A 17,579-nucleotide genomic window follows, 5' to 3' on the forward strand; every position below is an offset into this window, starting at 1 on the left:
GGCATTTATGAGCTAATTATTACAAAATAAAAAACGGAGCAAGATCTCCCAAAAGCAAGAACGCCCTGCAGTATTCCTGCAGGACGTTCCCTATCTAATTGATTTCTAAATCTTAAAGCTTAAAGCCGTAAGCAATACGTAAAGCAACCTGGTTCACATTCTCAGGTCCGATTTTTGTTCCTTTTGCAATCCCTTCATATTTCAGACCAAGATCCAGACCATTACTCCAGGAATATCCAATTGCCGGTGAATACAGAAATCCGGTTTTTGCGTTATTACTAACCCCGAAAGCGGCACCAAGCTCTCCCATTCCGTAAAATCCGGAACCAGTTTCATCAAAAAACACTTTCACCCCAGCTTTTACAGGGATGTAACCTGCACTAGGCATATCAACTCCAGGAGCAAAATAATCTTTCTTTCCAAAGAAATTAGTATATCCTGCAGTTACAGGAATGGAAACTTGTTTTGAGACATCAAATTGAAAACGAAGATCTCCACCGAGTGCGAAATTATAACCGTTGGTAGTGGGTATACCTGCATTTATACCTATTCCTAATTTTGGCGACTGGGCGTTTGCATTCGTGGTAAAGAACAAAGCCACCGCAGCTGCTGCAGAAGCTATGATTTTTGTAGTTGTTTTCATTTTTGTATTTGTTTATTTGTAAACCTAACAGCACTATATAAACAAATTGCATGCCACGCTGCATATTTAGACACTAGTTACTAGTATACAGAGGTTTGACTGGGCTGCTCCTTTTGGCTTCAAATAGAAAAATGTTCCTTATATAGCTCAATTACCCTTGTTTCTATAGGATTGGTCTGTTGTGTATCAATCCAGTGAATCTTTACACCATCCTTTTCCATCTTTCTAAAAAAGGTCATCTGACGCTTTGCATATTGGCAAATAGCCGTAAAAAGGCGTTCTTTAAGTTCCTGAAAACTCAGTTCTCCGGAAAGGTAAGCTACCATAAACTTATACTCCAGACCGTAAAAGATCAACATATCTCTGCTTACTCCTGCCTTCATTAAAGATTCAACCTCCTCAATCATGCCATGATTCAACCTACTTTCCAATCTCTTCCATATTTTAGCCCTTCTCACTTCCACGTCAGCTGTTAAACCAATCACCAGTGGATTGAATTCTGGCCTAACTTTAGCCGCCATTGGATGAACTTTCAGGTATTCGGCTATTTCAATTGCCCGGATCAGCCGTTTAACCGTAGACTGGTCTGCATACTTCGTGCGATCAACGGGATAAGTAGATAAAATTTCCCTTAGCTTTTTTATATCATAGTGCTGAATACTTTCTCTGAATTCCTGCTGAACCGGAATAGATGTATATTCGTGATGCTGGAGAATACTGTGAATGTACATACCAGTTCCACCGCAAAGTACCGGCAATTTTTTACGGGCAGTCAAAAATTCAAAAACCTTATAGAAATCTTCTTTAAATGCATCGACCTGGTAACGCTCGCCCGCTTGCTTATGGTCAATCAGATGATAAGGTACCTGGCTGCCATTTACAATGTATTCTCCCAGATCTTTTCCAGTTCCAATATCCATACCTCTGAAGACCTGCCGGCTGTCTGCGCTAATTACCTCTCCATTTAGCGCATGGGCAAGACTTACTGCAAGCTTTGTCTTACCCGAAGCCGTTGGCCCCAATACAATTAACAATGGATTTCCCTTCATTATTGGTATAAAACGTATTTTAAATTCCCTGTATTAAAAACCTGAATATAAGAATTGATTTTTTCCTGATCAGATTCCTCAGGAACTCTATGCAAAAAATACCTGATATAACTCACTGGATCAACATATAATGGACTTGGAGGTGTTTCAGCAACCAGTTCGAAGCCCGCTGTCCGGTAAGCATTCCCCACAGACCAGTCCCGATCCGCATAACTCATCAAATCATTCGGGCTAAACAACCGAAGATAATGTTTAATCAGTTTAGTCATTCCACCTATCACAGTTATGCCATCCTTAGTTGCAAAACGGACCAGTTCGGCAGAAGTATAATCTTCCCCTTTTCCTTTCATTTTCCTTTTATGGCTAAAAACAGCCACTGCAACCGCTTCTCCTTTATACTGCAAGGCATATCGATACCTTCCACCCGCACTGCCTTGAATATGGTATTGCTCTAAAAAGCTTTCAGCATCTTCTTTTGAAATTTTCTCTACAGAAGTAGACCGGCCGTGTAATCTTTGATTAAGCCCCATAACAGACTTCAACCTGCTCAAAACTTGTTCTTTCCTACTTTGCCAAATATCCTCCCAAAGGTGAATGACCTGTATGCCCTCCTGAAAGCAGGAGAACTGGTAACTCAACAATTCTTCAGGATCATCATACTGATCTAGTGAAATCAAGTTTAAGATCAACTTACCTTCTTTTAATAATAGCAACTTAAAAGAATCCTGTATTGCGTTTTCGGCATGGATTCCCTGCCCCTCTAATATATGCTTAATTTCTCTTAACCAATCGGCTTTCAGACCCACTCCTTTTCTTTAAATAATCTATAGCCTACAGCAAGGGCTTCTTCAATTTGATTCATTAATCCCTCATCCAACTCCTTAATTTTTAAAATTGATGCTCCTTTTAACACCTCATGCCCAAAATTAGTTTTCAGAGTAGCTTCCTGGTGATCTGCCGTTATAGAAGCAAAAAAAGTTTCTGATCGTTGATCAGGTCCAGTTTTAATGTTTTTATCGCTCCACAAATCAAAGGTTCTGTCACTGTTCTCTCTATTGGTAAAACCAAGTGCTGCGTATGGCTGCATTGCGGCTCTTATGGTCTGGAATATTTCTACAAAATCTGTTTTCATTGGTTTGTTATTAGTTTAGCCAAATAACATCTCAAAATTCATATTGTTCCTTATTTTAGAAAATGAGCAATTTTACCAAGCAAAACCTCCATATCAAATGGTTTTTCCAAAAAATCATCTGCACCAGCTTCTTTAGCAGATCTTTCCAGTTCAGTACTGGCAGAAATCATAATGATAGGTATATTTTTGGTATCCTCCTGTCTTTTCAATACTTTACACACATCCCTTCCATCCGTACCAGACATCCAGATATCCAAAAGAAGAAGATCAGGAAAATGATCATGCATTTCAAGAACAGTAGCCCCATTAGAAGTTGAACTCACTTCATATCCACCAAACTCGAGCATAGCTTCAACAGCATCCAGGATGCCCGGATCATCATCAGCAATCATTACTTTTTTTTGTGTATTCATCTACATTATTTGTGAATTGCCAGAATGATCATTTTTGTTTGTTGGAGCAAAAATAATACCACAAAGCTCTCCTTACTTACTTATTTAGCAGGCTCTGGCTGAGGTGCCATTTTTTCCAGTAATGTCGCACCGGCAACCAACAATTCATTCGTAATGGTACGGGTATAATCTGAAATTTCCACTTTAAAATCCATTACCGAAGCACCCGACCGAATTTCCTCCAACCGCTTTTCCCATTGTCCTGTCAACTCAGCTTGGGCAATTTTCTGGTCCTTAACCACATCATAAACCGCAAGCCCTTTAGAAGTAGGCACCAAATTTCGCTTTTCCCTTACAATGTACTCCCTGGTGATCAGTGTTTCAATGATAGAAGCTCTTGTAGCAGGCGTTCCCAAACCAGTATCCTTCATCGCATAACGCAGTTCTTCATCTTCTATCTCCTTACCCGAGGTTTCCAATGCTTTTAACAATGATGCCTCGTTATACATTGCCTTCGGCTTCGTTTGCTTTTCAAGAAGCGCTTTTTCAGGAATAGGTAATTGTTCGTTCTTTTTAACTTTCGGCAGCGAAGGATTATCTTCATCCTTCTTCTCATCATCATTATCGTTCAATACAGACCTCCAGCCCGCCGAACGAATCACCGTACCATTTGCAGTAAAAAGCGAACCAGATTCTATAGTGATCTTTGTAACTTCTTTAATACATTCCTGATGAAAGGCCTCAAGCATTCGTCCAACCACCATATCATAAATGGCCTGCTTATCAGGACTTAATCCATAAGGCTGCTCACCAGTAGGTAATACCGCATGGTGATCGGTAACCTTCTTTGCATTTACACTCCTCTTATTTAGCGGAATGGTCTGCAGAAATTCTGCAGACTTACTGAAATCAGGATGCAACTTTGCTTTTTCTATCAATGCCGGTATACCTGCAAAAATATCATCTCCAATATAACGGCTACCCGTCCTTGGATAAGAAACCAGCTTACTTTCATACAAATTTTGAAGTATGCCTAAGGTCTGATCTGCCGTAAAGCCTTTCTTCTTGTTGGCCTCCTGCTGTAAACTGCTCAGGTCATGCAACAACGGAGGAGGTTCTTTTCTGGGTTTCGCCTCTACATCTACAATCTTCCCGCCGCTTGGAAATCCAGCGTTCACATCTTCAATTTTTTCAAATAAAGCCTCAGCATCTTCTTTCTTTTCAAAACTGTTAACAGATATAGCCTTAAAGAGTTGACCATCTTTATCTAGAATAATACTTAACTGATAATAGGTCTGAGGAACAAAATTCTTAATCTCCAGATACCTTGAGCAGATCATCGCCAAAGTTGGTGTCTGCACCCGACCTAATGACAATACAGATCTCGATCCGGCAGAAATACTCAGCGCCTGTGTAGCGTTCATTCCCACCAGCCAATCTGATTCAGATCTACAGTGGGCAGAGTTAAACAAAGTATCGTAATCTGTACCAGGTTTCAAATTTCTGAACCCATCTTTTATCGCTTCATCTGTCTGCGAAGAAATCCACAAACGTTTAAAAGGCTTTTTACATTTCAGATAGTAATAAATATAGCGGAAGATGAGTTCACCTTCCCGTCCCGCATCCGTTGCAACGATGATTTCAGTAGCCTCATCAAATAACTGCTTAATCACATCCAGCTGTTTCTTAACTGCCGGATCGTCTACAAAACCATCTTTTGTTTTAATTTTCCGGATAGCGAGTTTGAATTTTTTAGGCAGCATGGGCAAATGCTGTCTCCTCCAGCCTATAAAACCATATTCTTGAGGAGGAGCCAATTGTAAAAGATGGCCAAATGCCCAGGTAAAAGAATATCCTTTACCTTCAATGTATCCATTTCTTTTAGTCGTTGCTCCAAAAACTTTTGCCAGTTCACGAGCTACAGAGGGCTTTTCCGCAATTACAATCTTCATCAAATAGAATTAAGTCCGAACCTTCAAATTTCACTAAAAAAACCGTAAAAAGATTAAAAAATCACAATTCACTACAATCAAGGGAATTAGAATTTCAAAAGTCCCTTAACTAAACAAATCCACAGCCAATCTAAATGTATTACAATGCGCATCTACAATATGCCTTATCTCCGGGGAATACCCACCTCCCATACTCACCTGAACAGGAAGCTGCTGATCTTTACAAAACTGAAGAACCATTCTGTCCCTTTCTTTACAACCTTCTGCAGACAACGATAACTTACCAAGCTTATCTGTAGCTAAAACATCTACTCCGGAAAGATAAAATACAAAATCAGGCTGATGCTCCTCCAATAAACAAGGAAGCGTCTTGCCCAAGATATCAAGATATTCCTGATCACCAGTCCCATCTGCAAGTGGAATATCCAGATCTGATCTCTCCTTTCTAAACGGAAAATTCTTGTCTCCATGCATGGAAAAAGTAAATACTCTTGGCTCCTGGTCAAAGATTTCGGCAGTACCATTTCCCTGATGCACATCTAAATCTATGATTAAGATTCGATTGGCTAAATTATTATTTAACAAATAATTAGCAGCAATAGCCTGATCATTCAACAAGCAAAATCCTTCGCCCCAAAAACGACCTGCATGATGTGTACCACCAGCTACATTAAAAGCAATCTCAAATTGCAAAGCAAATAAAGCACAGTCAATAGTTCCCTGCGCAATCCTAATTTCCCGTTCCACCAGCTGAGCAGTTAACGGAAAACCGATTCTTCTTTGCGCAGCGGGAGCAAGTTGCAGATCTCTTAGAGCGGCCCAGTAACCACCATCATGAGTCTGCAAAATAATATCTTCCGACAATGTCTCTGGCTCAAACAAATGCTCAGGACTTATAGTCCCTTCATGTAAAAGCTGTTCAGGAATCAGTTCATACTTCAGCATCGGAAAACGATGACCCTCCGGCAAAGGATGAGCGTACAATACATGATGAGCAATTTTAATCATTACAATAGGATTTCCGCGGTATGCTTTTCTATATTATTACATATATCATCTACCGGCAGATCATTCGCATCTAGCCCAAAAGGGTTCTCAATCTGTTCTGCAATAAGTTCTAAACTGGTCAGTACGTACAATATAAATGGTACAATTGGGACCATATAATAACCCAGGCTAAACACCAGCCCAAAAGGCATTGTAATTACATAAAAGAAAACGAATTTCTTAATAAATGCACTATAAGAATATGGGATTGGCGTATTTCTTATTCTTTCGCAGCCACCGCAAATATTAGTAAACTGGTTCAAATCTTCGGTCAGAATCATCAATTGCTGGGGAGAAATTAAATTTTTTGCCTGCAAACCATATACTCTGGATACGATACCCGATGCGATCTGGTTTGGAAAGTGTGCCCCTTCTTTAATTTCAATCAATACACTATCTTTCCCGTATAGCCTCTTTTCTCTGAGATGCTCTTTTAAAGCAAAGGCAAACTTCGGAATGGCATAATTAAAAAATACAACCTCTTCCGACCCTAAGTTCAAAGCCTTTATTTTCATAGACAGGTTACGGGAAACGTTTACTAAAGCGCCTAATAGCTTTCTCCCTTCCCACCACCGGTCATAAGAGGTATTTGTTCTAAACACCAAAAGCATGGAAATCACAAAACCCAGTAAACTATGCATCATTCCAATATTTTTCACAAAAGGCAATTGTGTCATATCAATAAAATGAAAGCCCAGATAAGCTATCCCTGCCGAAAACACAGCAATACCCAACATTAAAGGCCATAATTTTCTGAACGTATCTGCTTTATGAATATGAAATATAAAAGAAGCCCACTCTTTTGGGTTATAATTGATCATAGGTGATTAAATTCTAGGATTCAAATATCTGCAAAAAAAGCCGGAAAATTTATACAAAAGCGGGGCTAACTAATCATTAACCCCGCTCCATTTTACTTACTTAAACTTCTAGCTCCTCCGGCAGACCATCCATAACACGACAATCGTATACCTTGAATAACTCTTCAAGCAATACATTAATCTCCTCATAGAAATGCAACAAGTCCTCCTTTTCAATGGCCGTCAACTCATTTAGATTACCCGTAAAGGAAAGTTTAAGAAGCTGCCATAAATATTCACGACTTGTCTCTAAGTCAAAATTAGAGCAAAAATCGTAAATCAATTCATTATCAGAATCACCAGCTGCTGTCAATTCTGATACCGGAATCTGCTCCGGTTCTGGATTAAAAATGTTCATAAAAATTAAATTTGGTTAAATCAAACCTAACCAACATCTAAACACAAAAAAAAGAACTACAGATACTTTTCTTTCCATTCCACCATTAACCTCCCCCCGCAATCGGCTTAAATATGTAGGCACCATCCCCAAATAACTCGCAATATCCTTGATTGCAACAAACTGTTCAACCCCAACGCCAAAAATTCTTAAAAACTCCTGATACCGATCCCTCGGTTTCATTTTCAACATCTCCATCTTCTCCAGGCTTTCCAATTTCTCCAGCGCAAGAATCTTAACAGCTAGTGCTTCAGCCTCAGGCGCGGTCCATTTTACCACATCAAAATGCGACCTGGAAAAAGGAACAATAACCGATCCCTTAGCCATTTCTACATAATATGTACACAATTGACCATTAAAAAAGCACTCGGAAATTACCAGTATTCTTTTTGGCTTACAGAAGTCAATCGTCACTTCCATTGGTAACCCTTCCCGATCCTTTACCTTTATAAAATACCGCCCATAGCCTTTTTCTACCCAGAAAGCAGTTTCGGCCAATTGATCAACCTCCACAATCCGCTCTTTTTGCAACAATGTCCTGGCTTTGAGCATTGGCCCTATAGTTACATTAAATGCACTGGATAATTGCAGACGATCGTTTAAATAGTCCAGTAAATGACCAACCGCAATATGATCATTTTCCCGCTTTATACTTTCCAGACACCGATCTGCACAAAACTCCTCGTTTTCTTCTCCCCAAAAAGTAGAATTACAGTAGATGCAAATCTTTTCTTCCCGCATAAGCCAGGATTTTGATAAATAAGGAAATATAAATATAATTTTCAACCCTTGGACCTGTTATTTACAATGTCGCTGATATTGCCATAATGTTTGCAACTCAATTCATGAAAGAATGTATCACAATTGGAAAAAGATTAACTCATTCTAAGTCTAATCGCAGCCAAGCCATTAAAATCTCGCATTAACCTACAGAATTAAAATATGTTTTCGAACCATTTGAATCAAACAAATACAGCAACTAAATACTTGAAAATAAATAATTTAATACAAATTAATAGCTTTACTTTTATAAATCCCCAGCCCTTCGTTTATAACCTAACTCTCGTCAACTCATGGCTAAAATTGAAGATCAACAGTATATTATAGCTATTGGCGCCTCAGCCGGCGGCTTGGAAGCGATATCCGCTTTTTTTGACTATACACCTTTGGACTCAGTGTCCTATATTCTAATACAGCATCTCTCTGCTGATTTTAAAAGCCAGATGGTAGAAATTCTCGCCCGGCACAGTAAACTCCAAGTAGTGGAGGCTATTGAGAATGTAGATATTAAATCTAATACGGTTTATCTGATCCCAAGCTCCAAATTTATGTCAATAGAAAAAAGCCGGCTGATCCTGTCGGACAAAAAGGACCAGCCGCGCCCGCACATGACAATCGACTACTTCTTTTCCTCATTGGCAAGGGAGCGCCGAAACAAGGTCATTGGTATCATTTTATCCGGTACCGGTGATGATGGCTCCAGAGGGATAAAGGCCATTAAGGAGGCCGGCGGGATAGTATTGGTACAAGATCCAATAACTGCTAATTTTAAGGGTATGCCAGAGGCAGCCATCGCAACCGGTTGCGCAGACTGGGTTCTTTCTCCCGAAGCAATGCCTCAGATCATTGAAGATTATGCTGAAGATAGTAGCTTAGAATTGATGGTTGACCAGGCTTCAGAGGAGATTAGTGAGGAAAAGCTTGTGCAAATATTGTCCCTGATCAAAGAAAATCTTCCACTGGATTTCACTAGCTATAAACGTCCCACCATCATTCGACGGATCAGGCGGCGAATGCTAGGCCTCAATCTTAACAAGGTGGATGATTACTACCAGCTACTCGAAGGAAATAAGGAGGAAATAAACACGCTTGCCAACGATTTCCTAATCAGCGTGACTTCCTTTTTCCGTGATCCGGAAGCTTTTAAAATTATTAAGGAAACCGTGATCCCGGATATTATAAAAAAGAATAATACGAAACTCCTGAAAATATGGGTGGCCGGCTGCGCTACTGGAGAGGAAGCCTATTCCATCGCGATATTGGTCAAGGAGTATTTAAACGAACACCCCAATGATATCGAGGTTAAGATCTTCGCCTCGGATATTAGCAGAGCAGCTCTGGATATTGCTGCTAGAGGTTTATATCCCGAAGCCAGTATTAAAACGCTATCCAAGGAAAGATTGCGACAGTTTTTTACGAAGGAAGACACAGGTTATAAGATCAAACACGAAATCAGAAAGATGCTGATCTTTGCCCAGCACGACCTGACTAAGAATCCTCCTTATTGTAATATCGATTTGATTAGCTGCCGAAATCTACTTATTTATATTAACCTGTCGTTACAACACAAGGTTTTTGCAATGTTACATTTTGGATTGAAAGAAGGCGGTTATCTCTTTTTAGGACCCACTGAGGGTGCTTCTGTTTTTCAAGATGGCTTCAACGAAATCAGCAGTACATGGAATATCCTGCAAAGTAACAAAACAGGTCATGCTATCCGATTTGACACTTTTTCATCTTATAGTCTCGGGGAAGTCAAAAATAAAGTGATGGAAGTGACCAAAATGCACGTCATACCGGTATCGAAAGCGGAACTAAATGACCAGATCAATTCCACTTTGTTAAAGGAGTCTGCTTTCAACGGAGTTTGTATCGATGAAAACCTTTCGGTTGTTCAATCCTTTGGTAATACGAAACCTTATTTAAGGAGTATCAATTTTAACCATAACCTAAACGACCTGCTACCCAAAGGTATTTCGATGGTTTTTAAAGCGGCTGCCCATAAAGCCCTTAAGCTAAACAAAAAGATTGTGCTCAATGGGCTTATTCCAGAAGGTGCAGGTAAGATAAAAAATAAACTGATCGATATCGTAATCCGCCCATTTACCATCTCAGGATCGGAAGAAAAAATGCTGCTGGTTCTATTTAACGAAGGTAAGAGTGCCAACAACGTGAAAAATGTAATCCAGGTCAAAGACTTCGATGAAGTGGCCAAGGAGCATGTGATCAGCCTGGAGCAAGAGGTAGCACAATTAAAGCATACCGTAGCGGTAGCAAATGGTAGAATCGCCTCCTCTAATGAAAACATGCAGTCTTTTACTGAAGAGCTACAATCTGCCAACGAGGAAATGCAGTCGGCAAATGAAGAAATGCATAGTACGAACGAAGAACTACAATCAGTGAACGAGGAACTCCAGACAGTAAACAAAGATCGGCAGGTAACCATTGAGGAACTTACAGACCTGAATGACGATCTGAATAATTATTTCCGCAGTAACATCAACGGGCAACTATTTGTTGACAGGGAACTGTTATTGAAAAGATATTCTCCTGGGGTAGTAAAGCACATTAATATCCGTGAGGGTGATATTGGCCGGCCGCTCAGCAATATCACTACAAATCTCAAATTTGAAACCTTGATTGACGACATCAAGAAAGTTATTCATGACGAAAAATTCATCATCCGGGAAGCAGAGACAAACGATGGAAAGATTTACCAGGTGATGACCATGCCGTACCTGAAAAAAAACAGCAAAAAAGCTGATGGCGCTATAATCAATTTTTACGATATTACCGAGTTAAAAAAACTGCTGCAAGAACTGGATATTAGTAACCGGAAACTATATGACAGCAATAAAAGCCTTCTCAGAATTAACGCTGATCTGAACAACTTTGTTTTCGGCGCTTCACACGACCTTAAAGCCCCTATCGTGAATATTGAGATGCTACTGGAGATTCTCAATAATAAACTTAATATCAAAGACCCGGAGATTATAGAGTTATCGTCTATGATGAATAAAGCCGTAACTAATTTTAAATCAATTATTACGGATCTAGCCGAAGTTGGTAATATAGAATCGGAAGATACTTTCGATACATTGGAAAACTTCCCGGCAATTTTTGAGGAGATCAAAGAAACATTATCGGAGAAGATTAAGGTTTCGAAAGCCATTTTCCATACCGATTTTAGAGATAAAGAGGTTCGGTTCGCTAAAAAAAACCTGAGAAGCGTAATGCTGAATCTAATCACCAATGCACTAAAGTTCAGTTTCCCTGATCGGGTTCCGGAGATCAGCATCAGAACAGAAAAAAAAGATGGATATATTACACTAACCATCACCGATAATGGCATCGGCATTACACAAGACAAGATCGATCATATCTTTAAAAAATATAAACGGATTAATGAGACTGCAGAAGGTACCGGTATTGGTCTGTATCTAATCCGAAAGATTGTCAACGCTTCTGGTGGCAAAATCGAAGTCGAGTGCGCGGAAGGCAAGGGCTGCAGTTTTACAATTTTTTTTAGATCATAACCTATAAATGATTTTTACAAACACCTGATTACCGATGATTGATAAGCATCAAAACACCCTAAAAACTATTTAAAATTTCTTCCCCCGTAAAATACATCTTTTGGATCTTCCTGTTCACGTTGTACTAATTTACCCAACAACTTTGTTAAGTCTACGCACTTGCTTACAATAACGTGAACTACCAAACCTTCACGTTGTAACCGTCCTTCAACCATAAGGAGTTTGGAATGAAGGATTTCTTTGCGGTACTTTTCAAATAGTTTTTCAAATACGACCAAGTTGGTAAACCCAGTTTCGTCCTCTATAGTGATGAAACATACACCCTCAGCGGTTCCGGGCCTTTGCCTAACCAATACCAACCCTGCTACTTTAATGAGTTGCCCATTTTGTGTATCGTTATTGATTACATTTGTGGATAGAATGCGCAACATATCCAGTTGCGAACGAACAAAGCTAACCGGATGCGCTTTTAAAGACAACCCAACTGTAGCATAATCTTGAACCACATGCTCCCCCTGACTCATTAACGGCAATTCAACCTGTGTTTCCAATACGCTCTCTGAGGGCTGGCCTTTAAATATTTCAGTTGGCATATCCTGCAATGCTGATACTTCCCAAAGGGCCTTTCTACGATCAAGTCCGATAGAACGGAACGCATCTGCATCAGCCAAACGCTCCAGGGAGGTTATGGTTAAACCCGCATCCCGTAGGGCAGTAATTGTTTGGAATCCTTTTCCCCTGCAATTCACCAAAACCTCCATATCTACTTCACTAACGCCTTTGATTTGACGAAAGCCTAGCCTAATTGCATAATATTTTCCAGATTTTTCTTCCAATAGATTATCCCAGCTGGAATAATTAATATCAGGGGGGCGAACTTCTACCTGGTGCTTTTGTGCATCAATCACGATTTGTGCAGGTTGATAAAAGCCCATAGGCATACTATTGAGTAAGGCTGTTGCAAACACATCAGGGTAATAATGCTTCAACCAACAAGACACATACACCAGAAGCGCAAAACTTGCTGCATGGCTTTCTGGAAAACCATAGCTGCCAAAACCCTCCAGCTGTTTAAATATCCGCTTGGCAAATTCTTCGGTATATCCCTTTTCCATCATGCCATCAATAAGTTTCCGTTCATATTGATTAACCAAACCCTTAGACTTGAAAGTAGCCATACTACGTCGCAGTCCATCAGCTTCGGCTGGTGTAAATCCAGCAGCAACAATCGCAATTTTCATAGCTTGTTCCTGGAACAGTGGTACACCTAAAGTTCTGTGTAAAATTTCTTCCAGTTCGGGCGAAGGGTATTCTACTGCTTCCTTTTTGTCGCGCCTGCGAAGATAAGGATGAACCATATCTCCTTGTATCGGTCCTGGACGCACAATTGCCACCTCAATAACCAGATCATAAAAACTTCTGGGCTTTAAACGCGGCAGCATAGACATTTGCGCCCGGCTTTCTATCTGGAAAACGCCTAATGTATCTGCAATACAGATCATGTTGTAAACCTCCGAATCATCTTGCGGCACATTGGCTAAAGTTAGATTCAGCCCATAATGCTGTTTACATAAATCAAAACCTTTACGGATACAGGTTAGCATTCCTAATGCCAGAACATCAACTTTTAAAAAGCCGAGCGCATCAATATCATCCTTATTCCATTCAATATTTGTCCGGTCATCCATCCTTGCATTTAATATTGGGCAGAGATCGGTCAGCTTTCCATTAGTGACCACAAATCCGCCAGTGTGCTGGCCAAGCTGACGGGGAAAGCCCATCATCAGAGAAGTAAGTTCCAGTGTCTTTTTCAAATGCGGATCTTGTGAGCTCACCCCCTGTTCAGACAGGCGGTTAATCGTATCAACTGATAGTCCCATAGCCTTTCCAACATCCCGTATGGCACCTTTTTGATGAAGTTGTGTAACTGTGGCAACAATTGCAGCACGGTCACGACCATATTTATTGTAGACATACTGGATGATTTCCTCACGCCTTTCATGTTCAAAATCAACATCTATATCAGGTGGTTCATTTCTTTCCGGAGAAATAAAGCGCTCAAATAGCATGTCAAACTTCATAGGATTTACCGAGGTAATCCCTAAACAAAAGCAAATCGCTGAATTCGCTGCTGACCCACGTCCCTGGCAAAGTATGTTTCTGCTACGTGCTTCCCTTACAATATCCTCCACAAACAGGAAATAGTTGGCATAATCCATTTTCTTCACAAAGTCCATTTCATAGTTTACCATGCTCACTACTTTTTCAGGAATGATTTCTCCATAAAATTCATGGGCACCTTTCCAGGTCAGGTATTCCAATTCCTCCTGTGGACTGCGACCGCTTTGATTAATCTCTACGGGGTAAACATATTTCAATTCATCGAGAGAAAATGTACATGCCTCAGATATAGCCATCGTATTGCGAACCGACTCAGGATATTTTCTAAATAATCTGTGCATTTCTTCAACAGGCTTCATAAAGCGTTCTGCATTTTGATGTAGACGGAAACCAGCATCCTGAATAGTACATTTTTCCCGCACACAAGTAAGGATATCCTGTAGCTCTCTGCGCGAAGGGTCATGATAATGCACATCGTTAGTAGCTACAACAGGTATGTTATACCAATTGGAGAGCTGTTTCACCCGAAAGATCAATTTATCGTCGTTACCCAAATAACTACGCGTAGCAGAAAGATAAAGTTGCCCATCTAAAGCCTCTTTATATTCACTGAGGTGTTGAACAAACGAGTCTTCGAAATTAAAGTGGCGGTTAAGCTGATTGGGCATCACTACAGTAAAAAGAATACCTTTACCATGCTCATAAACATCAGCCTTATTCAAATGGCATTCTCCTTTTTCTGCCCGGAGATTACCTTTTGTAAGCAATGCTGAAAGCCTGCTGTATCCTTCCCTGTCTACCGGATAAGCAAGCAAACTTGGCCCATCCAATAAATCAAGGCGGCAGGCTGGAATGATCTGAATATCCTTTCCCTTAGTTGCAACATGGGCACGCACAATGCCTGCAAGCGTATTTCGATCAGTAACCGCAATCTTTTTATATCCAAATGCAGCAGCTTGATCAACCATTTCATTGGGATGTGATGCACCCCGCAGGAAGCTAAAATTTGAAGTTACTTGTAATTCGCTATAGTCCATATATTCCCTCCTATGCAAAAAAGCCATGTATAAACCATTGATATCTTTGCTGACTCCCATAGTGACCAGAACGAAATAGCCAATATCGCTGTCCTTGCTCGTCTTCCACCTGGTAATAATCCCTATGTTCACCCTCGTCCAGCCACCATTCGCGCTCAATGCGCTCTGGTCCATCAGCCTTCACAACCAAATGTTTTAGACCCTTATAAATGAAAAATTTTGGTGGATGATCAGGTATCAACGCCATGACTTCGATTGGATCTGGTTGTTTCAGTAGCTCCGTTGGACGTGGTTTATCGAGACGCCATTCTGTTTCTGGCATTTCGGTGATCAAAACAGATCTTTTTGCAGATCGCTCCGGCCAATAATGCATTGCAGGAATATATCGATGAATAACTCCCGCCCCTACCTTACTGGCCACCCTATCCAACAGCCTAATAACACTCTGGTCTTTCAATCCCGGTTGGCCTGACCAGAGTACTTCCTGACCAGGTATTACCTCATCTACTTTGGTTGCCTCCATTACAAACAATTCAATCCCCAAAGCAGGACGTATCTGTTCAATTTTAAGTTCAAAAAGCTTAAATAAATGACTGATGCTGTGCGTAGCACCGCTGGTACCGATATCAATCCGGATAATTTTACCATCAATGCGATAACAAGTCAATATTCCTGTTCGCAAACCTTTTCCCTCATTTTGTAAACGCAAACATAAATTTTCCAGCAAGCGGATGATTGCAACTTCAATGCCGCTTCTGGTTCTAATTGGTTCAAGGGAATGCAGGCGTTCCTGAAAAAGAACTGGAACTTGTAAAGGCGTAATGATTTCATCCACTGTACCAAGTGCCTGACCAAGCCTGACTAAGAATTCCTCTCCGAAACGTCTTCGCAATACCGAGCGCGGCATCCCCATAAAACTTTTGATCTGGTAAAAACCAAGCTTACGTAATTTATTTAAAATAATTTCGGGTAAACGAAGCGCTTCGGGTGGCAGGGAAAGTAAGGCATCGCTATGTTTTCCCGGAGCGACTAGCGGTGTAACGCTGCCGAAACGGGAAATTGCCCAGGCAGTCCCGGCAGTATCCGCTATAGCAAGGCGTACGGTATAACCCTTGCTTTTTAATCTGGATACAATTTCTTTAAGGTATTCCCGCTCTCCACCCCATAGATGGGTACAACCACTTACATCCATGATCAATCCATCAAAGGAGAAATCATCTATCATCACTATTGGGGAATACCTAACGCACCATTCACCAATTCCTTTTAACAACTTAGCCGTCCTACCCGGTTTATCATCCAGAACTTCCAGTCCCGGGCAAATGGCTTTTGCATCTGCTGCCCGCATTCCAAGTTCAATGCCATATGATATTGCCAAAGGGCTGACAGCAATGATCATATGGCGACCATGTTCTGATGCAGCAAAAACAAAAGGCACATCCTTTAGTTCCGGTTGGCGTATGAGCTGCCAGTCGGCCAACAAATGACGGAACCATATCGAAACATATCGTTTTTGCATTTTTAACCAATTTGCCTTTCCTGTTTATAATGCCATGCAATTTCATGTTGAACACCTGCAATTTCAACAAATCTATTTCCACCCCATTCCAATAGCCAATTTCCAGGATTGCCATTTCTAACTTTGATCAGTTCAACTTTCCACCGCGGATAGCCTACACCAGGCATTTCCTCTTCAGTTATGCTTGGTACAGGAGTGATCTTCCAGCGGGCTGTTGCTACATTAGCGATTGACTTTCGGGCATCTTTACGCAAAACAAAACCTGTAACACCACTTTCCTCAACAGCAAGCTGGAGTCTTCTGGATTCAATTAAGCTTAAATCATTTAATTCGGCTACCACTGCAGCAAGACCATCACACTTTAGCGCTTCTTCCATAACCCAAAGCACATCTTTCTCTCTTGTTACGTCTATAAAGATGATCCTTTCAGGATCCACGTTGAATAAACGAAGCGAGGCAGGAAATAACTTTCGTGAGGTACTGACCCAAACACAAGCCGCGCCCTCCTTCATAAGAATAGACAATACACCACCAATAAAGCCATTACTGGCTGCCAAATGTTCCGGCAAAACGGTGATAAATTCATGAATCGCCTTTTTTGGAAAAACCCCGTTTGGAAAGGCCTTTTCAATCTCTCCCAGACCAATAGCCTCTACAGTCCCAGTTCCCTGGGGCTTTAAGCCCTGCCACAAAAGGATATCCTTTTGCAACTTATTAACCAATTCTTGTTTTGCGTTCATAGCCCTCCCTACATTTACTCATTTTATTAGTAACACAAAATGAACAAGCAAAAATAATACTAAAATATTTAGCATTCCTATAAATTGTAAAAGAATTTTACAACGAGAAACTCCATGGCCTAGCAGGCAACTTTACTCTCCACCTGATTTTAGTTCTGTAACGTCTCTGGAAGCCATATCGAAATAGATGTTTTAAGAAACGCTGCTATTTGATAAAATCGGGAAACATTATTAGATTGTAATAACATAAATTTATATTTTTATTAAAAAATACGCTCTTATGAATATTCTGACCATAGATATTTATATTGCTTATAGAAAACGTCAGGTCAATAATGGGAAATAATGTATTAGCAGTAATTATTATACTGGTG

General features: G+C 40.4%; 14 protein-coding genes. 1 reads left to right on the forward strand and 13 read right to left on the reverse strand.

Features of this window, described 5'->3' with window-relative positions; translation table 11 throughout:
- Nucleotides 1-112 precede the first annotated feature (112 nt).
- The 10 genes from DBR11_RS04635 to DBR11_RS04680 form a co-directional block, all read right to left on the reverse strand.
- Nucleotides 113-643 carry a hypothetical protein gene (locus DBR11_RS04635; RefSeq protein WP_108550442.1) on the reverse strand — a complete coding sequence of 177 codons (531 nt, stop codon included), beginning with the start codon at nt 641-643 and terminating at the stop codon, nt 113-115.
- 119 nt (nt 644-762) lie between these two features.
- Nucleotides 763-1,692 (reverse strand): tRNA (adenosine(37)-N6)-dimethylallyltransferase MiaA, encoded by a 930-nt coding sequence (gene miaA, locus DBR11_RS04640; protein ID WP_108550443.1) that lies wholly within the window; start codon nt 1,690-1,692, stop codon nt 763-765.
- Nucleotides 1,692-2,498 carry a hypothetical protein gene (locus DBR11_RS04645; RefSeq protein ID WP_108550444.1) on the reverse strand — a complete coding sequence of 269 codons (807 nt, stop codon included), beginning with the start codon at nt 2,496-2,498 and terminating at the stop codon, nt 1,692-1,694. Before DBR11_RS04645 ends, miaA begins: the two co-directional genes overlap by 1 nt.
- Nucleotides 2,489-2,824: a hypothetical protein gene (locus tag DBR11_RS04650; protein WP_108550445.1), complete on the reverse strand. Its 336-nt coding sequence runs from the start codon at nt 2,822-2,824 to the stop codon at nt 2,489-2,491. The genes DBR11_RS04645 and DBR11_RS04650 overlap by 10 nt, the downstream gene beginning before the upstream one ends.
- Nucleotides 2,825-2,874: 50 nt before the next feature.
- Complete coding sequence (locus tag DBR11_RS04655) at nt 2,875-3,237, reverse strand: PleD family two-component system response regulator (RefSeq protein WP_108550446.1); 363 nt, start codon at nt 3,235-3,237, stop codon at nt 2,875-2,877.
- 80 nt (nt 3,238-3,317) lie between these two features.
- Entirely contained in the window at nt 3,318-5,168 is a 1,851-nt protein-coding gene (gene topB, locus DBR11_RS04660) for a DNA topoisomerase III (RefSeq protein WP_108550447.1), read from the reverse strand.
- Nucleotides 5,169-5,273: 105 nt separating this feature from the next.
- A complete protein-coding gene (locus DBR11_RS04665; protein ID WP_108550448.1) occupies nt 5,274-6,176 on the reverse strand; it encodes a histone deacetylase in 903 nt (300 codons plus the stop codon).
- Complete coding sequence (locus DBR11_RS04670; RefSeq protein ID WP_108550449.1) at nt 6,176-7,036, reverse strand: bestrophin family protein; 861 nt, start codon at nt 7,034-7,036, stop codon at nt 6,176-6,178. Before DBR11_RS04670 ends, DBR11_RS04665 begins: the two co-directional genes overlap by 1 nt.
- 100 nt (nt 7,037-7,136) lie before the next feature.
- Nucleotides 7,137-7,433, reverse strand: a complete 297-nt coding sequence (locus DBR11_RS04675; RefSeq protein WP_108550450.1) for a hypothetical protein — start codon at nt 7,431-7,433, stop codon at nt 7,137-7,139.
- Between the two features lie 15 nt (nt 7,434-7,448).
- Nucleotides 7,449-8,213 carry a Crp/Fnr family transcriptional regulator gene (locus DBR11_RS04680; protein ID WP_108550451.1) on the reverse strand — a complete coding sequence of 255 codons (765 nt, stop codon included), beginning with the start codon at nt 8,211-8,213 and terminating at the stop codon, nt 7,449-7,451.
- Between the two features lie 332 nt (nt 8,214-8,545).
- Between DBR11_RS04680 and DBR11_RS04685 the strand changes: the two genes are divergently transcribed.
- Nucleotides 8,546-11,788: a chemotaxis protein CheB gene (locus DBR11_RS04685; RefSeq protein ID WP_108550452.1), complete on the forward strand. Its 3,243-nt coding sequence runs from the start codon at nt 8,546-8,548 to the stop codon at nt 11,786-11,788.
- Nucleotides 11,789-11,853: 65 nt separating this feature from the next.
- On the opposite strand, the gene DBR11_RS04690 is transcribed toward DBR11_RS04685, so the two are convergent.
- Genes DBR11_RS04690 through DBR11_RS04700 form a run of 3 tightly spaced genes read right to left on the reverse strand, consistent with a single transcriptional unit; the run spans nt 11,854 to nt 17,205 of the window.
- A complete protein-coding gene (locus tag DBR11_RS04690; RefSeq protein ID WP_369974418.1) occupies nt 11,854-15,006 on the reverse strand; it encodes an error-prone DNA polymerase in 3,153 nt (1,050 codons plus the stop codon).
- Nucleotides 14,957-16,465, reverse strand: a complete 1,509-nt coding sequence (locus DBR11_RS04695; protein ID WP_108550453.1) for a DNA polymerase Y family protein — start codon at nt 16,463-16,465, stop codon at nt 14,957-14,959. Before DBR11_RS04695 ends, DBR11_RS04690 begins: the two co-directional genes overlap by 50 nt.
- 2 nt (nt 16,466-16,467) lie before the next feature.
- A complete protein-coding gene (locus DBR11_RS04700) occupies nt 16,468-17,205 on the reverse strand; it encodes an ImuA family protein (protein WP_108550454.1) in 738 nt (245 codons plus the stop codon).
- Nucleotides 17,206-17,579: the final 374 nt, after the last annotated feature.

This window comes from Pedobacter sp. HMWF019, from assembly GCF_003061025.1.
Classification (GTDB): domain Bacteria; phylum Bacteroidota; class Bacteroidia; order Sphingobacteriales; family Sphingobacteriaceae; genus Pedobacter.